The sequence below is a fragment of the Legionella parisiensis genome (assembly GCF_001467945.1).
Lineage (GTDB): Bacteria > Pseudomonadota > Gammaproteobacteria > Legionellales > Legionellaceae > Legionella > Legionella parisiensis.
In genome coordinates, this window is the sequence record NZ_LNYQ01000013.1 from 1,232,502 (window position 1) to 1,249,997 (window position 17,496).

Here is a 17,496-nt window from a genome sequence, read left to right on the forward strand (position 1 = left end):
CTTTTAGGAGACGTATAATTAAATTCTGCAGTTTGCAGGTACGTATCGGTTGTTAGCCGCATTATTTACGGCACAAGTCCAGGTAATTGGCGCAGTTGGTGGTGTTCCAGCAACAAGAGCCACTCCATTAGCTTGCGGAGTTAAAGTAAGAACCACGTTTTGTGCAAGTGCTGTATAGGTAATTGTGATTACACCGGTAGCTGGTGTAACAACAACACTTGCCACGTTAGCTGTTGCTGGAGGTGCGGCCCAACCTAAGTCCAAGGTGGCAGCACCAGTTGTAGCATTTTCAGAAATTGTAGTCTTTGCTGAAGAGGCGAGACTTAATCCTTCTGTCACACGAGCTCTAACGACATAATCCTGATAAGCTGGGATAGCAATTGCGGCAAGAATACCAACGATTGCTATTACAATCATTAATTCAATTAAAGTAAACCCTTTCTCTTTCATCATTTGCTCCTAATGATTGGTACAGCGATAAATATGCAAATAAAATGCCATTTATCAAAAATTACAACTCCAGTAGGCCAAAACAATGATACAACCTGCCATGGCTAGAAAAGGAAGTCCTGAAATCCTCTTTACTCTCTTTTCCTTTATAATATTGTAGCAGATGATAGTAGGGTTGCCTAACTTGTAAATCGACTAATCTGATATTTGATCCTGCATTTTTTGTTTTTTTCAAGATGGTTGTATGTTTTAATCACATGAAAAAACGCTTCTAAGAAATTCCAGAAGGTGTTGTAGCCAGGGTGGTATGAGTAGAATCCGGAGTTCTCTACGCTTCACCCAGGCTGAAGTGATGATCGTTTATTTGAGTACCTTGGGTACAAGTTGATTCTTTAAACGAACATAATCAGGTAGTCCGTTCATATAGTCAGGGTAGGCTTCACCTTGAATCAATGGTAGTAAATACTGCTTACAGGCAGCAGTAATGCCCATTCCATCCGCAGAAATGTATTCTGCCGGCATGGCCTTTTCTTGATTAGCTACATCGGCTAATGGGACATGTCCAATAGACCATTGATAAGGTTCATCTTGTTCACGAATGATAATAGGCATGATGGCATTATGGCCTTTTATGGCATATTCTACTGCAGCCTTACCCAAAGCATAAGCTTGATCCAGATCTACTCTTGAGGCGATATGGCGAGCGGCACGTTGTAAATAATCTGCGACTGCCCAATGGTATTTATAATTCAGTTCAGTTTTGATTAACTGAGCAATAATTGGCGCAACACCACCTAATTGGGCATGACCAAATGCATCACGAATTCCTGCTTCACTTATAAATTTACCTTCTGTAGTGCGAATACCCTCTGAAACTACAACAACGCAATAGCCATAAGTTTTAACGCATTCATCCACTTTACTCAGAAACTTTGCTTGTTGAAAAGGAACCTCAGGTAATAAAATAATATGGGGTGGTTCATCCGGTTGTTGGCTGGCTAAGCCGCTTGCTGCTGCAATCCATCCTGCATGGCGTCCCATCACTTCAAGGATAAATACTTTTGTCGATGATGCGGCCATAGAGGCAACATCAAAACCTGCTTCTTTGGTTGAAATCGCTACATATTTAGCCACTGAACCGAATCCTGGGCAGGCATCGGTAAAGGGTAGATCATTATCTACTGTTTTTGGGATTCCAATACATGTAATTGGGTAACCCATTTTTGCGCCTAGTTGCGATACTTTATGTGCTGTATCTTGAGAGTCCCCACCACCATTATAGAAAAAATAACCTATGTTATGTGCTTTGAAAACCTCAATAAGACGTTCGTATTCTTCACCATCGTTTTTGAGTTTGTATCGGCATGAACCAAATGCTCCAGAGGGAGTTTGCAGTAATTTGGCAATATCCGCATCACTTTCAAGTGATGTATCAATTAGTTCTTCACTTAAAGCACCAATAATTCCATTTTTGGCTGCATATACTTTGCCAATGTACTGCGGATATAACTTGGCAGTTTGAAGCACAGCACAAGCTGACGCATTAATTACAGCGGTTACCCCACCTGATTGAGCATATATCGCATTTTTTATAGTCATTCTTTCTCCTGGTTAAAGGTGGCTACTCATCTCCGTAAATCTCTTGCAAGTCTTGCAAAAAAGGATAGGTAATCACTAAATTCTTATTTTTTGATTTTCATACTCATTAATTACTGCATCAATACTTTGAATTAATTCTGCAAAAGGAGTGGCCAATTCTTCAATTGAAGCGGCATGTACAGCCAGTTTTTCTACATGAACTACTTTTTTTTGTAACGTGGGTACACCGGAAAAACAACATGCTCCATGAAGTTTATGTGCTGCCTCCCCTAATTTTTTAATGTTTTTATCATGCATTAACTGGATGAACTCTTCGCGATTTTTATGCAACTCTTCAACAAAGCGTGCGAGAAACTCTTCTGCAAGAGCTTGATTTCCCGATACTTTTTGCACACATAATTGCCAGTCGATTGCCGCATGTTTTGCTTTATCTGTAATACGAAGGATTTGTGTGAGTAATTGTTTTTCATCTATAGGCTTTTGTAAGCAATAATCCACGCCTGCTTTTTTCAGATCAATACTATTCACATCACTGCCATTTGCACTAATTAAAACTATGGGGGTATGGCGGTTAAGTTGTGATTCTTTACGAATGAGTCGCGCTGCTTCTAAACCATTTATTTTCGGCATTTGTAAGTCAAGTAAAATTAAATCATATTTTTTGTCATGACACTCAGATACAGCCATCTCGCCATCATCAACTGAAGTCATGTTTGCATGGGTTCCTAATAAAGAGTTTAAAAGCATTTTATTAACGGGATTATCTTCGGCAATAAGCAAATCTGGGTGCATAAAACGTAATTGTTCCCTCAAGCTATCCAATTCATGATTGACCGGCTTTTCAATATTTTCCAGGCTAGTGAGTGATTCAATAACATCTTGGAGTTTTTGAATGCTAATTGGTTTATATAAAAAGCCTTGACCACCGAGCGCGGTGTAATCATTAATGAGCCATTTGGAAATCAGTACATAAGGAAAATAACTATGTTTAGAGATGATATTTGCGATCTTTTGATCATAGCCTTTATTAATATTAAGAAAAGCAATTTTGCAGTCTTTGTTATTCTCCAGGGCTTTTTCAAGATGGTTCAGTGAATTTACAGAAACGCATTGTATTCCCCAATAGCCTAAGCCATTGCATAGCGCTTCCAAGTGTAGGGAATTATCATCAAAACACAACATTTTGAAATGGGCAAAGGGGTGTATCTGGTTTTTTTCTATTTCATAAGCAACCAGCTTTTCGACTTTGACATGAGCAGTAAAGCTGGAGCCTTTATTGAGCTCACTGGTAAATGTAATCCGACCCTGCATTTCTTCACAGAGTTTTTTGCAAATAACTAAACCGAGGCCCGAACCACCGTAACGACGTGTAATACTTGTATCCGCTTGGTTAAATGCTGTAAACAATTTACCCTGATCTTCTGGGGAAATCCCCAAACCGGTATCAGTAATTGTGATGCATAATGTGTAATCTTTATCAGTTTCCTGTTCTACTTTAGTGCGAACCAGCACATAACCATGATCTGTAAACTTTACGGCGTTAGTCACTAAGTTGGTGATAAATTGTTTTATTCTGAAAGGATCTCCCAAAACAATTTTAGGCACATTAATATCGGTTATAGGGATTAAATCAATTCCCTTTTTATGTGCATTGGGTGCTGCGAGTGTAAGGACTTCATCAATACAATGACGAATATTTAATGGGATGCAATCCAGGTGAAGTTTTCCAGCATCTATTTTGGAAAAATCGAGAATGTCGTTAATTATTCCTAATAAATCCTGTGCAGAAGTTTTTATCGTTTTTACATAATCCAATTGCAATGGATCAAGTTTGCTTTCCAGTAAAACATTGGTGAAACCAATTACTCCGTTCATCGGTGTACGGATTTCATGACTCATATTGGCAATAAATTCTGATTTTTGCCGACTTTTTTCTTCTATTTTTTTCTTCTCGAGTGACAACTCGATATTTTTTTCTTCTAACAGCTCAAGACTTTGCTGTAAATCCTCAGTAGCTACTTCAATATGTTGATTCAAATCACGAATTGTTTCGAGATATTTTTTTTGCAAATGGGCACAACCTTGCTCAATAATACCGAGTTCACCGGGGCTGGTTGTTTTTATTTCTGTTTCGAATTCATTTCGCAAAATCTGTTTCATGCTTCTGCGTAACCGAGAAATAGGTAAATAAATACGCTTGGAGAGAAAATAGTGAATGGTTAATCCCATAAGCAAACCAAATAGCGTAATAAAAATCGTTACTATGAGCATTTGATAGCGCTTTATTATCATTGAGCGTGTATCAATATCAATAGATAACCAACCTAAAATATCGTCTGCACGCGTAGCCATAGGACTTAAGAGGTTCTTGAAGGGGGAATTAGAGTAAAGATTAAATTTAGGAATGGTAACTGGTGCAATAAAATTAATAGTGAAGGGATTAATTTGCTTGCTTTCAATGTAATCCCCTGTAAATTTAGGCGGATTAAATGGTTTATTCAGAGAATGTTTTCCCCCGCGGTAGGCTAGCAATTGCCCATCACCACTGTAAAAGGCAAGAGCTATTACTTCAGGGTTAATAGTAGAGGCATTGATTAAGCCTTGCAGAGTACGATCATCACGTCGGAGCATGGCGTATTGAGCTGCGGGAAGTAATTGGCGGATATAAGCTTCTCCCAGACGCGACATATGCTGTTTTAAGTCATTACCAAATAGTCCATTATAAAAAATAGCGAGAAGCAAGGCGACTAAAAAGGCTGGGATTAGGGTAGTAATTCTCAGTTGATATTTAATACCAATTCTTTTCAAAATAACTCACCAAATAGTTCGGATAATTCTCTTATTTTAGCGCGTGTGCAGTCCAGTGTAACCTGATATGATTTGTACAATAGTCTCCTCTTGAAACTCTAACTTCAGGAAAGAGTTGCTTCGTTGCGAGTACACTCCAAATATTCAAATGTCTTGCTTCACCCAGGCTGCAAAGTCAGTTATTATAGCCCGATTATTTTATTCCTTACAATGTGGAAGAGATTATGACAGTCAGAACCCGATTTGCACCAAGCCCAACCGGATTTTTACACGTGGGTGGAGTGAGAACTGCTTTATTTTCATGGCTTTATGCAAAGCGCCACGGCGGCGAATTCATCTTACGCATAGAGGACACTGATCAGGAACGTTCAACCCAAGAATCGGTAAGGGCTATTTTGGATGGCCTGGCCTGGCTAGGCATGGATTATGACGAAGGCCCATTTTATCAAACCCAGCGTTATGAGCGATACAAGCAAGTGGCACAGCAATTTTTAGATGAGGGTAAAGCTTATCGCTGTGAATGCAGTAAGGAGCGTCTGGAAGCATTACGAGCGGAACAATTAGCTACTAAAGAAAAACCGCGCTATGACGGTCACTGTCGAGATAAAAATTTACCCATATCCGATAAGCCATTTGTGATTCGTTTTAAGAATCCAGCTCAAGGAACTGTAACGTTTCATGATGAAGTATATGGCGAAATCCACGTGGCAAATAACGAGCTTGATGATTTGATTCTGGTACGCTCTGATGGTCATCCGACCTATAATTTTGCTGTGGTTATTGATGATATAGATATGAAAATTACCCACGTGATTCGTGGTGATGATCACATTAATAATACGCCAAGACAAATTAATTTGTTTCAGGCACTTAAGGCTCCCATTCCAGTATTTGCTCATTTACCTATGATCTTAGGAGAGGATGGTAAGCGGTTGTCAAAAAGACACGGTGCTGTGAGTGTATTGCAATTTAAGGAGTTAGGTGTTCTACCTCATGCTTTGTTAAATTATTTAGTGCGTTTAGGCTGGTCAAATGGCGATCAAGAGATCTTTAGCATCAATGAGATGATTGAATGCTTTGATTTAAAAAATGTAAGCCGAGGAGTTTCAAGTTTTAACTATGAGAAATTGTATTGGTTAAACCAACATTATCAAAAAAATGATCCAGTCGAGACTGTGGCTGAATCTTTACGCTGGCACTTTGAACAGGCAGGTGTTGATCTCTCAAAAGGACCTGAATTAACTGATATAGTTGCCATTCAAGCTGAACGATGTAAAACTTTGACTGAAATGTGTCAAATGAGCCTGTACTTTTTTACTGATTCGATTGAATACGATGAAGCTGCGGTAAAAAAGCATTTACGTCCGGTTATTTTAGAGCCATTGACCGCGCTTTATGAACGTTTGCAAGCGGTAAAATCATGGGAAAAAGATCATTTGCAAGAATGCATTAATGATGTCAGCGCTCAATTTGATATTAATATGGGAAAAATAGCTCAACCATTACGAGTAGCGATAACAGGCTCTGGTATGTCGCCGTCTATTGATATGACACTGACTTTATTGGGAAGGGAAAGGGTACTAACTCGCCTTCAAAATGCCTTGGAACAATTGAAAATCAGAGCTCAAGCAACTCATTGATAGGTACTCTCAAGGACTGCAGGTTGATGCATGTAGCCTGCAGACTCTGTGTGTTCGAAAAGTATAGCGGTGGCGCTATATCATGTGCTGTCGAATCGACAAACACTTTTATAAAGAAAGGATGATACCTTATGAAATTGAAATCACAATTATTGGGATTTGTCTTAAGCTCTTTTATGGCTTCGCCAATACTTTATGCTGGCTCGGAGACTTCTTCTGCACTCACAAATCAGTTGCAACAAGAGATTAATGCTTACTATAACAAGTACAGTAAAAAGGAAAAATTTACTGCTATCGCTGCTTCTGTCTTCATTCCTCAGAATCAAATGAATTACAAAAAGGAAATCAAAACAGTGGTGTTTGGTACTATGGGCTATCCTCCTATATCCCAACCTATTACCTCAAATAATTTGTTTGATATTGGCAGCATTACCAAATCCTTTACTGCATTAATTCTTTTGCAATTACAGACCGAAGATAAATTGACTCTAGACGATCCTCTGGGTAAATGGTTACCGCAATATCCTAATTGGAAAAATGTCACTTTGAGACGATTATTAAATATGACAAGTGGCATACCAAATTATTCTGAAGATGATGAATTTTCCAAAGAAATGGAATCACATTTAGATAAAATTTGGACGAATGAGGAGTTGCTTAAATACGCTCACCCTGAAAAACCACTCAAAAAGAAAAAAGGAAATCTTTTTGAATACTCTAATTCCAATTACATTCTTGCTGCATTGGTAATCGAAAAAATTACCAATGATACTTTTGAAAACCAATTAAAATTGCGAATTATCAATTCAAAAAATGGATTAAATGATTCCTTTTATCTTGCCGGGTCCGATGGTCCATCTGTAGGAAAGGCAATTGAAGAGCGCAGGGTACATGGGTATTTATATGATGAGAAAAAAAATAAATTAATTGATACGCTGACCAATGACTTATCCTGGGGTGGGGCTGCTGGTGCGATTGTTGCTACACCCGAAGATGTAGTTCGCTGGGTGCAATTGCTTTATCATGGAACTTTAATTAAGCCCATTTTTAGAGAGCGAATTTTAGCTGAATTAGAATCTGTTGTATCCATGAAAACAGGGAAACCGATTCCGCATGTGAATGAAGATGATCCTTATGGATTTGGCTTGGGAGTAGGAGCCTTTTATGATAAAGATCTCAAGCAAAGTTTTTGGTTTTATAAAGGAAGCACTTTAGGTTTTCGCGTGATGTATTTTTGGCAGCCTTGCAATAATGTTACTACAGTGGTTGCTTTAAATAGCAAAGGAGGAGAAGGGAATCCGGATTCAAAATTAGGCGATGAGATCATCGAAGCGAACCAAAATTTATACAAAGTAATATTGAAAAGCTATCCTGAATTGCAGTGCATCTCGTGATTCTGTTTTACCTTCTCCCTTTTGGGGAGAAGGCCTTTTATGCAAGCTCTTCAAAAAAATTGCAATAAATTAACCTTTCAAATTGTAGTATGCATATAATTCACGTGATACAATTCTACACTTTGGGTTATAAGTAGACATGCGAAGTAAGAATCGATCACATGAGTCTCAATCTCTTGAATCCGGCTCTCAATCACCTGAATCTGAGTATCAATCAACGGAACCTGAGTATCAACCACCGGAATCCTTAACGGTTAATAAAATCACGGATCATTTTTTTATTTCAATTAATAAAAAAATGGGACATTCTTTTATCATGTTGGGAGTATATGATCAAAATAAATTCCGTCATGTACTTTGTCGCGTTGGTAAAGTTGCCGAGGTTGAAGTGGATGAGAATGGTGAAACGGATTATCCTACTAATCTGCAATTTCTTTGCAATGCCCTTTTTTTTGCTAGTAAAGCCTATTTAAAGGATGAAGGCGTTTCCCGAAAAAAAAGAGGTAATGTTCCAATTACTTACCAGGCCTATGATATTTCCTATGAGCAATACATAGAATTTGTGAGAATATTAGAATCTTTGCGAGGTCATGATACATATACATGTTATAAACCTGATTCTGACTCAGCGAAGGATGAAGTTACCTTGACGCTTACCAGTGAAAAAAAATTATCCTCGGTAAATGTAAATAAACTAAATACGGATCTTCTTGAGTTGAATGTAGGTAATACATGTAGGCATGCCGCAATAGAACTTATTGAAGCAATTCAACATGTACCCATATCTCCGTCAGTTTCTTCTTCTTTTTTGACGAATCTACCGTATGAGACGGTATTGGAGTATGGCAGCCCAAGTGAGAACTTACCATTTTATGTACTTCCACCGCCCCCAGCGTCTTTCCAATCGGATAAGGCAAAAGAAAAAGTAATCACAAAGTTATACTCGCGGATGGAAAATATGCTACTCCTCGAGCCTGATTCTCAGTATACTCAGGATAAGTTTCTGAAATTGAAAGAATTGTATTTAAATATCGTAGGATCTCCGAAAGATTTATCGCTTGATCGATTACTAACGAACATCCTTACCTGGAAAGATGATAAAAATAATCAGAAAATATTAAACGTTTTAAGAAAAGAATATTTCTGGGACTCTCTTCCTTTCATTAAAAGACAATCGGCCACTATGAATTTACTTGCAGAAGTGGAAGAAGATCTTACAACGGAAATCAAGAATAGGAAACTAAGTTAGAGAGACTCATTTTAGCAGTGTTCAATCGTGTACAAAAAGCATATTATAAGTAGTTTTTGAGTTTCTTTTAAATATACCACTCGGTATTAACTATGAATCAAAGGAGTGAATATGAAGCTTTATTACACCAAATCAGCGTGTTCCTTAGCTGTACGTATTGTTCTTAATGAGTTAGGCCTTAATTTTCAGGATGAAGAAGTCGATTTGCAAGCAAAAAAAACTCGCTCAGACGAAAATTATTTATCCATTAATCCAAAAGGTGCTGTTCCTGCACTTTGTCTTGATAATGGCGACATACTGACTGAAAATCAGGTGATTTTGCAATATTTAGCAGATACAACACCCGGCCAAAAACTTTTGCCTTCAGTAGGTGATTTAACTAGATACCATACTCTAGAATGGCTCAATTATGTTGCTACTGAATTACATAAAACAGCAGGCATGTTTTTCTATCCTAATCTTAATGATGAAACAAAAAGCATTTTTATGTCCATAATTAATGTCAAATTGAAACATGTAAATGAGCGTCTTGCGAGTGGACCCTATTTGATGGGTAAAGAGTTTACCTTACCAGATGCTTATTTGTTTGTCATAATACGGTGGACCCATTATTTTAAAATGGATCTTTCAGCCTATAAACATATTGAAAAATTCATGAGTATTGTTGCAGAACGCCCTGCTATTGTGACTTCCCTGCAACAAGAAAAACTATAATAAACACTTATCCTCAATATTAAGAACGTTCGTATTGAATACCTCCACATGCATTTAAATTCGAGCGTTCCAAGAAATTTTTGCTCCGGGATAAGGTAATTACAAACTGTAATTATTTTGGGAGGCAAATGTGCCTATAAAAGCTACTTTCCGAGGTGGAATAGATCTTAACTTTTTCCCACAACGTCAATTTGAACCAATCGATGGTGTAGATCCTGAGAAGCAGGCACCAATTATTGCTCGTAATGCAGTACGGCTTTTAATGATGGGGTGGACGGAGCAGTGGACTGAGTTGTTAACTTCTACAATAGCTCATGCTATTTTTGTACAGCGTGATCATGAGTTATTAAGGGAGTTACGTTTCGCTTTCCAACAAGGGTTTTCAGAGCTTTTTGGACAACTTAAAGGGAAAAAATTAACGGACGCACAACAAGAACAAGTTAATCTTTACTTGAGTAATTGTTTAACTTTACTTCCTTACAGCGATTTAACACCTTATGAATCCATAAAAATCCCTCAATGTATTGATGGACATTGGGAGCTTGTCGAATATCAGGTTAAACCAATTGAATTAACTGAACGAACAGGATGGCAGAATTATTTCATCCATGACAGAGATCGTGTTTTTGCTTATGGACTGGAGCCAATTTTTAATCAGAAAGCGGAGTCACATTTAATTTTTATGGGAACAACTTATCCAGCAGGGCAAGGTTTTTTACCTCAAATTAATACGGATTCTAAGGGGTTTTCCACAGTTGGTGAGTCTCTTTATCGAATGGGGCGAAAAAGAATTCATGAATGGCTCAGTTCACAAAAAAATAAAATACATGTATGTGGGGTAAGCTTAGGTGGATCTTTAAGTTTATTGCTCGCTATTGATAAAGGAAAGTATAAACTTGCACGGGTTGACGCATTAAATCCCGCTGGACTTCATGATGCCTGGTTTAAAAGACGTTATGATTATTGGGATAGGTTGATTGAAAAACCGGAAGTTGTTGTGCAAAAACAGGGAAATGATCCCGTGTCGGCTTTTGGAGTTTGGAAGGATGATTGGTATATTATTCAGGTAATTCCTCCCAAAGACAAAAAAGGACCTAATCGTTTTTGTGATCATTTTTTAAATTACGCGGGTTTTGCTGATACAATTTTTACTTATATTGAGGCAGAACAGGATAATGCCAAACGAAAAACACGCAATTTTTGGCTTTATACACTGGGTAGAACCTTAGTTTATAGTCTTTTTTTACTACCGTACACTTACGCAGTTCGACCTTGGATGTATTTTCTTATAAAAAATTGGATGATCTCTATACCTGTATTAGAAATTCTTGTTGGGACTTGTCTGGCATTTGTCGGTATTTTACCTGCTCTTTCTTTTCTGAGCATTGCAGGAGGTTTATTTGCAAGTGCTCTTATATTCTCTTATTTTTTTTCTAATAAACACGGCTCAAATTCTTCTGTCCAAAATGATGAACTTATAGAGAAAGCAGGGCTTGCACAAATGCATAATCCTTTGCTTTCTAGAAATCCAACTATGGATATTTATAATGAGGATAATGCAGTTCATATCGATTTGACCTATCAACAAATACATACCTATTATCAGGTAATGCGTTGTCTGGTAAAAGAAAAGAGTTTTTTACCGGATGCAGAAAGAAAATGCAAACATATTGATAGACTTACCAAAAAAACTTTGCTCGAAGAAAGTGCAGACTCCCAGAAGGCTAATTGTGTCCTGCCATTTTACGTTACTCGAGCAAAAGCGGCCCATATACGGCGCACCTTGACTCTAGTAGAGCAATTAGGGATTGAAAATTCAAACTTAAAGCCGAATTTGGAAAAATGCTATGCTGAATATTATATTGGTAAAGACATGTTTGGTAACCTACCACCTTAGGGGTAGTTAAATCAGTTATAAAAGTAGGCTAGATTAGCCCCTGCATAGGTTCCTAGTCAGTATTAGCCGCCTAGCTGGCTAGTAGACTATTTACTTATAGCGACAATCGGATAAATGCGGTAATAGAAAGCCGGATTATACAGTAATAATCCGAGGCTATATTGGGATATTGCAGCAATAGTATGCTAGTTTTTAAAAAAGCATTAAAAACGAAAAATCAGATGGGCAGCGACTGAGTAAAGAAATGGATAATATGCGTCTGCTGGATTAAGTTGCGATTCTCCGTAGCCAGCAGTAAAAGATCCCGCAATTTCACCCATTATTCGTTCGGTAAAGTTATAATTTAATCCCACACTAAAAGTAGGCCCTGGCCGCCAATTATCAACAACGATATCTTTACGGTGCACACCTGCTACCCCTGCACCAGAAAAAATTTTCATTTGTGAATGGGGAATAGGGACCATGAGCTTTCCCATCAAAGTCAGGACTTCGGTTTGAGAGGTTAAAGTTTCTAAGCCATCATGATCGAAACTGAATAAACTTATAGAGTCGAAATTAACATTCGCTTCCGGAAAGTGAGTGTAATTCATTTCAATCGCAAAGAAGTGAGTAAATTCAAATCCTGCCAAGACACCCCACACGCTGCCGCCCTCTTCAACTTTTATTGGTGTTGAGAGCATAAGAGCAACATTTTGATTTTCTTTAGTGGGAACTAAACCTTTCCACGTAGTTGAGCCAAAACCGCCTATTGCACCTACATAAAAAGGGTGCTGTGGTAGATTACTGTTCTCTGCTAAACAAGAGGATGTAGAAAGAAATAAGAATGAGAAAAAAAATAATTTTGATTTTTTATTATGCACAATAATACTCTACCAAGATTGCTTTAATCATTAGAATTTCTGTTGGGCCGAAGCCCAACTTAATTAAATTTTTCTGACTTTTATAATTTAATAAAATTATTGACAGGATTTCCGAGTGGAACTACATATTCTGCCTCGAGAATCCATCCCACCAAGGCGATAACAATTCCAATTATCAAGACAATCTTGTTTTGTAGTGTAAGGTTGTGCTGCACAAGCTTTATCTAATGAGCCATATACACTCACCATACGTGCATAAAGCATATTCATATCTTGGCACATACCAGCAGGTAAACCTGAAGAGGTGCAATAACATGTTGCAACTAATTTAAATGAGGCACAAAAATTTAAATCATTAGTAGGAACAGCATTACCACAAGGATTACCGTATGAAAAAACAGAGAAACTTAGCAAACACATTAAACCTGCAAAAAATCCTCGTATCATTTTTAACATCCTCTTTTTTATTAAGGCCTGAAATTTTATCTAAGTAACTCTATCAGAAAATTAATCAGGCTGCAAAAGACATTGGATGAAGATGTGATTTTTAATGATGTAAAAGCCAGGGTGTGTTTACATTTCTTCAATCTTGTCTAAATTGTTCTAATTTATCTAGTTAAAATAGTAACCATTTCGGACATATTTAACTTAACTGATGGGTTACAGCTTGGGCAGGATTCGATCCAACCATTTGGGGAGATACCAGACCCAAGACTTGAAGAGAGCCATTGTTGCAGGAACTAAAAAGCTTCGTATTAAAAAAGCATCCACAAAAATAGCAACTGCGATGCCAAGGCCAAATGCTTTGACCATTAATACATCAGCAATCAAGAAAGCACAGCAAATTACGATGACAATTAGTGCAGCACTCGTAATAATACGGCTGCTTTTTTCAATGCCAAAAATAATACTCTTGTTGTTATCTTTAGTTAGCTGATGTGCCTCTTTAATTCGAGTCAATAAAAATACTTCATAGTCCATTGAAAAACCAAAAAGAGCACAAAATATGATGACTAATAAACTAATATCGAGCATTCCTTGCGGCTGGAAGTTAAGAAGTTCAGAAAAATATCCTTCCTGGAATATAAAAACCAGGGCTCCATATGCAGCGCTTAGGCTTAATAAGGTCATTACAATTGCTTTTAATGGCAAAAATAGAGATCTCAACAAAAATAGGAGTATCAGATAAGAAAACACCATTATCCAAAGGATGGCATAAGGGAGATAATGATAAATACTATGAAGCACATCAACATTACTCACTGCTACTCCAGTAACCTGTACCTTTAATCCTGAGCCTAATTTTGTTTGCTGCAGCTTATTAATGAGTTTTTTGGTTTCCTCGGAATCTGCTGGATATTTGCTGATCACATTAATGATGGCCATGTGCTTGGTAGTTGTTGTGTTAAGTAATTGTTTCACGCTCGGATCGAGTAATTTTTTGTCTAAATGATAGAGAGTGTAATACTGTCCTTTTTTTAGATCCGAATTACTGCTGATGATGCCATTGACTTCTTTGACCAGTGAATTTCGTTTTAGTTTATTGACCAAATTATATATTTTATAAAGATTCTGACGCGACAAAATTGATGAGGATGGTGATTCAATAACCAATATGATCGGATTTAATTGTTCAATCTGAAATTGCTTTGCATATGTATCGTAGAATGCTCGATTTTCTGATTTTTCTGGGAACATACGATAATCTGAGATACCAAATTTTGATACTAGTAAAGGGTATCCTAGCACCAATAAAAAAATAAGAATGGGGAAGAAAAAGAGGGCAGGATGCCGAACTACCCGCTCTGCAAGCCAGCGCCAGCAACTGGCATTATTTTTATTCTTAAATAGGCGTACTGAGAGCAAGTTAATTTTTGATTTCAGAACCGCAAGAATTGCTGGTAAAAATATAGTTGATATGAGTACTGCGAAAAAAACAGCAGCCAAACCACCGACTGCAACTGAAAAAAGAATATTGACCGGAAATAAAAATAGTGCACTGAGGCTTACAAAAACTGCTAAACCACTAAAAAAGATTGCTTTACCTGCGGTTTCTTGAGTGGTTGCTATTGCTTCTTCAATATTTAATCCATTCTTTAATTCATCTCTAAATCGACTAATAAAAAATAATGAATAATCCAAGCAAAGACACAGGCCGAGTAATAAAGCAATGTTGATGGTAAAAATAGACAGGGTAAACAGATGCCCTAAAAAATAAAGTGTAGTTAGGATAATTATGGCGCATCCTCCTCCTAAAACAATAGGGAGTGTGGCTGCAATTACCGATCCAAATACAAGAATTAAGGTGATAATCGCTACTGGGGTTGCAATCATATCCGCTTTGAAAAGGTCTGTTTGTGTTTGTTGATTCACATTTTTTACAAAAAGCGGTTCTCCGCCAATTTTCATGGTCATGCGCGACGGTGTTTTTATTGATTCTGTAAATTGTTTTAATAAGTCATCGCTAAGTTGTTTATTGGTTTTGATGATCACTACAACATAAGCTGTATGTTTATCTTTGGAAATTTGATGTTTATCGTCAGGATAAATAATTTCGTGTTTAATTGGGAAATCTTTTAAATCGGATAATGATGCTTTAATTTTTTTCTTAAATTGATCCTTGGTCGCTAAAAGTTTATCGCTATGATACATGATAAGAAATTTATTCTTATCGTTATATCCCAATTTTTTATTCATATAATTTTCTGCACGTGCACTGGCAGAGCTTTCATCAATAAATCCAGTTGTTTTAAATGGATCAATAATATGCGGTAAAAAGGGGATGCAGAGTACTATTGCGAGCAACCATATGCCTATGATTGGCCAACGGAGCTTATTTATAAATCTTCCTAATCGGTACGACAGTGCTTTTTTTTGCATTTTTATCGTCGGAACTCCAAATTCCAGGAACTCATAAAAATAATGACTCTTTAATTATATTAGTATAAATTAATCAGTATGTGTAAATTAATGAGTGAAAAACTATTAGTGCATCAATATCAAGATTTAATAGCACTTTTTTATAATTGCTTTGGTGAGGAGTTCAATACCAGGCTGGTTAAAGGCGATAATGAGCCTATCTACATACCTGCTGGGGAACGGCACCCATACAACGCTATATATTTTGCCCATGGCTTTTTTAGCAGTGCTCTGCATGAATGCTCTCACTGGCTCATTGCTGGAGAAGAACGTAGAAAGCAAGTCGATTTTGGATATTGGTATATGCCTGATGGACGTACAGTAGAACAACAGGCATTATTTCAACAAGTTGAAGTAAAACCGCAAGCAATAGAATGGATTCTTTCAAAGGCTGCGGGGTATAAATTTTATATCAGTATTGACAACTTAAATGGTATGGAATCAGATACTATTGTTTTTAAACAGTCAGTATATAAGCAGGTTGTACATTATTGTAAACATGGCTTATCACTGCGTGCGCAAAAATTTCGTGATGCTTTATGTTCTTTTTATAGCCAACCATCCACTTTAAAAATCGAGGATTTTTCTTTGGACGAATTATAAATTTTATGAGTTCCTGATTTTTATATTAGCAAGATCTCTGGCGAACATAAAGCGTGGTACGTAGATAAAAAAACGGGGGAATCTGGAGATAAACGATTAATTAACCACAGGTTCCTCTGCACTACATTACTGCAGTCGAAGCAACTTCGCACGGCTATATTCCTACCTACTGCGCTTTATGCACAGTATCCAGAATAATTCCTACACCAGAATGGCAGGCCTTTTAACATTAATGATGCAGAACTACACCTAAAGTCCAGTCCAGATTTTGTTCTGAAGGAATATAATTCACGGGTTGATTTACTGCTAAACCATAGCCTTCCACCATCAAAGCATAATAAAAAGAGGGTAAGAGGCAATATGACTCGATGTATTCGTTGTTTGGGAATTGATTGCTGAGATTTTCCCATTGTTGATGACAAATCAGGGTATTTGCCTGTTGTAATAAATCTTGAATGGTCAATTGGTTGTTTTGGAAGTGGAACGGTTTGCTTTCCACAAGATTTGGGAAACCACCAATGGCATACCAGGAATTAATATGACTGGCAGAAAGATCCGGCTGCACTTCATGAGAGACCTTATGCATTTTAATTAAAGGGCTTACTTCTTGTTCACAGGTCAATGCATCACCTTGTCCAGAACTGCCATCAGAAAGAGGATAACCATCTGAGAAGCAGGAGGTTGTATCAAGAAGTTGGTGAGCCATTTCATTTTGTCCAAGACCGAGGAAACTGTGAACAGATAAATTGATGTGGCGACCGTAAAGCTCCAATTCAACCTGCGTTCCTTTATTATCCGTTTTATTGCGTATTGGGAAAACGATTTGCACTGATGCGCCACCAATATCCATAACTCCTACAGGCTCGTTAGAAGGTGATTTGAGGGCTCCTATATGATAGTTTACCGCAAGCCAATCATATAAAGCTTCATCATGTCCCGTAATGGTTTTTGCCTCTACAAGCCGCCATTCAGGTTTCTGATTAAACCACTTTTGTACTTCCTGATAATAAGTTTTTTGTTTGGTTTGCGGCACAAGTCGCATTCCTGCAGTCGCATAAAAATAAACAGGTATGTGCTGAGCAGGGGCTCCGGAAAAAAGCGTTGTCAGATATGCATCTACAGTATATTGATTGGCTTCAATCATTGAAAATCCAGGTTTGATCTTTTTAGACCATATTTCTGTGATCCGAGAAGGTGTGTTCGTTTCATCAAGATCATAAGCAAAAACATGAAGTCTTGACCCCGTACTCCCCGCATCAACAACGGCAATACATTGGTGTTCAGTACATGCTGCTGAGTCGGCATAGATATCAGTAGTTACTACAAAGAGGGAAAAGATTAAGAGAAAAAAACGAAGCATAGT

The 17,496-nt window shown here is 37.4% G+C and carries 13 protein-coding genes; 6 read left to right on the forward strand and 7 right to left on the reverse strand.

Translation table 11 applies throughout. The annotated features are described in order from the left end of the window. Nucleotides 1-18: 18 nt before the first annotated feature. The 3 genes from Lpar_RS11535 to letS all read right to left on the reverse strand — a co-directional run bounded on the left by Lpar_RS11535 (nucleotide 19) and on the right by letS (nucleotide 4,860). Entirely contained in the window at nucleotides 19-450 is a 432-nt protein-coding gene (locus Lpar_RS11535) for a pilin (protein WP_058518074.1), read from the reverse strand. Between the two features lie 360 nt (nucleotides 451-810). Continuing rightward, the gene (locus tag Lpar_RS11540; RefSeq protein ID WP_058518075.1) at nucleotides 811-2,049 is read right to left on the reverse strand and encodes a 6-phosphofructokinase; all 1,239 of its coding nucleotides are present in this window, start codon (nucleotides 2,047-2,049) and stop codon (nucleotides 811-813) included. 75 nt (nucleotides 2,050-2,124) lie between these two features. After that, nucleotides 2,125-4,860, reverse strand: coding sequence for a two-component system sensor histidine kinase LetS (gene letS, locus Lpar_RS11545; protein ID WP_115341244.1), 2,736 nt, complete (start codon nucleotides 4,858-4,860; stop codon nucleotides 2,125-2,127). 221 nt (nucleotides 4,861-5,081) lie between these two features. On the opposite strand from letS, the gene gltX reads away from it, so the two are divergent. The 5 genes from gltX (at nucleotide 5,082) to Lpar_RS11570 (ending at nucleotide 11,751) form a co-directional block, all read left to right on the forward strand. Next, complete coding sequence (gene gltX, locus Lpar_RS11550) at nucleotides 5,082-6,497, forward strand: glutamate--tRNA ligase (protein ID WP_058518077.1); 1,416 nt, start codon at nucleotides 5,082-5,084, stop codon at nucleotides 6,495-6,497. Between the two features lie 131 nt (nucleotides 6,498-6,628). Further along, entirely contained in the window at nucleotides 6,629-7,891 is a 1,263-nt protein-coding gene (locus Lpar_RS11555; RefSeq protein WP_058518078.1) for a serine hydrolase domain-containing protein, read from the forward strand. A gap of 139 nt (nucleotides 7,892-8,030) precedes the next feature. After that, a complete protein-coding gene (locus Lpar_RS11560; RefSeq protein WP_058518079.1) occupies nucleotides 8,031-9,140 on the forward strand; it encodes a hypothetical protein in 1,110 nt (369 codons plus the stop codon). Nucleotides 9,141-9,251: 111 nt separating this feature from the next. After that, nucleotides 9,252-9,854 (forward strand): glutathione transferase GstA, encoded by a 603-nt coding sequence (gene gstA, locus Lpar_RS11565; protein ID WP_058518080.1) that lies wholly within the window; start codon nucleotides 9,252-9,254, stop codon nucleotides 9,852-9,854. A gap of 130 nt (nucleotides 9,855-9,984) precedes the next feature. Next, a complete protein-coding gene (locus tag Lpar_RS11570) occupies nucleotides 9,985-11,751 on the forward strand; it encodes a hypothetical protein (RefSeq protein ID WP_058518081.1) in 1,767 nt (588 codons plus the stop codon). A gap of 203 nt (nucleotides 11,752-11,954) precedes the next feature. Here Lpar_RS11570 and Lpar_RS11575 read toward each other — a convergent pair whose 3' ends face one another. The 3 genes from Lpar_RS11575 to Lpar_RS11585 form a co-directional block, all read right to left on the reverse strand. After that, nucleotides 11,955-12,611, reverse strand: a complete 657-nt coding sequence (locus Lpar_RS11575) for a hypothetical protein (RefSeq protein WP_058518082.1) — start codon at nucleotides 12,609-12,611, stop codon at nucleotides 11,955-11,957. 96 nt (nucleotides 12,612-12,707) lie between these two features. Further along, nucleotides 12,708-13,058 (reverse strand): hypothetical protein, encoded by a 351-nt coding sequence (locus Lpar_RS11580; protein WP_058518083.1) that lies wholly within the window; start codon nucleotides 13,056-13,058, stop codon nucleotides 12,708-12,710. 213 nt (nucleotides 13,059-13,271) lie between these two features. Next, complete coding sequence (locus Lpar_RS11585; protein ID WP_058518084.1) at nucleotides 13,272-15,491, reverse strand: MMPL family transporter; 2,220 nt, start codon at nucleotides 15,489-15,491, stop codon at nucleotides 13,272-13,274. Nucleotides 15,492-15,599: 108 nt separating this feature from the next. On the opposite strand from Lpar_RS11585, the gene Lpar_RS11590 reads away from it, so the two are divergent. Further along, on the forward strand, nucleotides 15,600-16,133 hold the full coding sequence (locus Lpar_RS11590; protein WP_058519252.1) for an elongation factor P hydroxylase: 534 nt from the start codon (nucleotides 15,600-15,602) through the stop codon (nucleotides 16,131-16,133). A 229-nt stretch (nucleotides 16,134-16,362) separates the two neighbouring features. Here Lpar_RS11590 and Lpar_RS11595 read toward each other — a convergent pair whose 3' ends face one another. After that, the gene (locus tag Lpar_RS11595; protein WP_058518085.1) at nucleotides 16,363-17,493 is read right to left on the reverse strand and encodes an acetate and sugar kinases/Hsc70/actin family protein; all 1,131 of its coding nucleotides are present in this window, start codon (nucleotides 17,491-17,493) and stop codon (nucleotides 16,363-16,365) included. Between the last annotated feature and the right edge of the window lie 3 nt (nucleotides 17,494-17,496).

Coding starts and splice junctions, on each gene's coding strand:
- Lpar_RS11555 (WP_058518078.1), top strand. CDS start 6,629: ATGAAATTGAAATCACAATTATTGGGATTTGTCTTAAGCTCTTTTATG.
- Lpar_RS11535 (WP_058518074.1), bottom strand. CDS start 450: ATGAAAGAGAAAGGGTTTACTTTAATTGAATTAATGATTGTAATAGCA.
- Lpar_RS11580 (WP_058518083.1), bottom strand. CDS start 13,058: ATGATACGAGGATTTTTTGCAGGTTTAATGTGTTTGCTAAGTTTCTCT.
- gltX (WP_058518077.1), top strand. CDS start 5,082: ATGACAGTCAGAACCCGATTTGCACCAAGCCCAACCGGATTTTTACAC.
- Lpar_RS11595 (WP_058518085.1), bottom strand. CDS start 17,493: ATGCTTCGTTTTTTTCTCTTAATCTTTTCCCTCTTTGTAGTAACTACT.
- gstA (WP_058518080.1), top strand. CDS start 9,252: ATGAAGCTTTATTACACCAAATCAGCGTGTTCCTTAGCTGTACGTATT.
- Lpar_RS11560 (WP_058518079.1), top strand. CDS start 8,031: ATGCGAAGTAAGAATCGATCACATGAGTCTCAATCTCTTGAATCCGGC.
- Lpar_RS11585 (WP_058518084.1), bottom strand. CDS start 15,491: ATGCAAAAAAAAGCACTGTCGTACCGATTAGGAAGATTTATAAATAAG.
- Lpar_RS11540 (WP_058518075.1), bottom strand. CDS start 2,049: ATGACTATAAAAAATGCGATATATGCTCAATCAGGTGGGGTAACCGCT.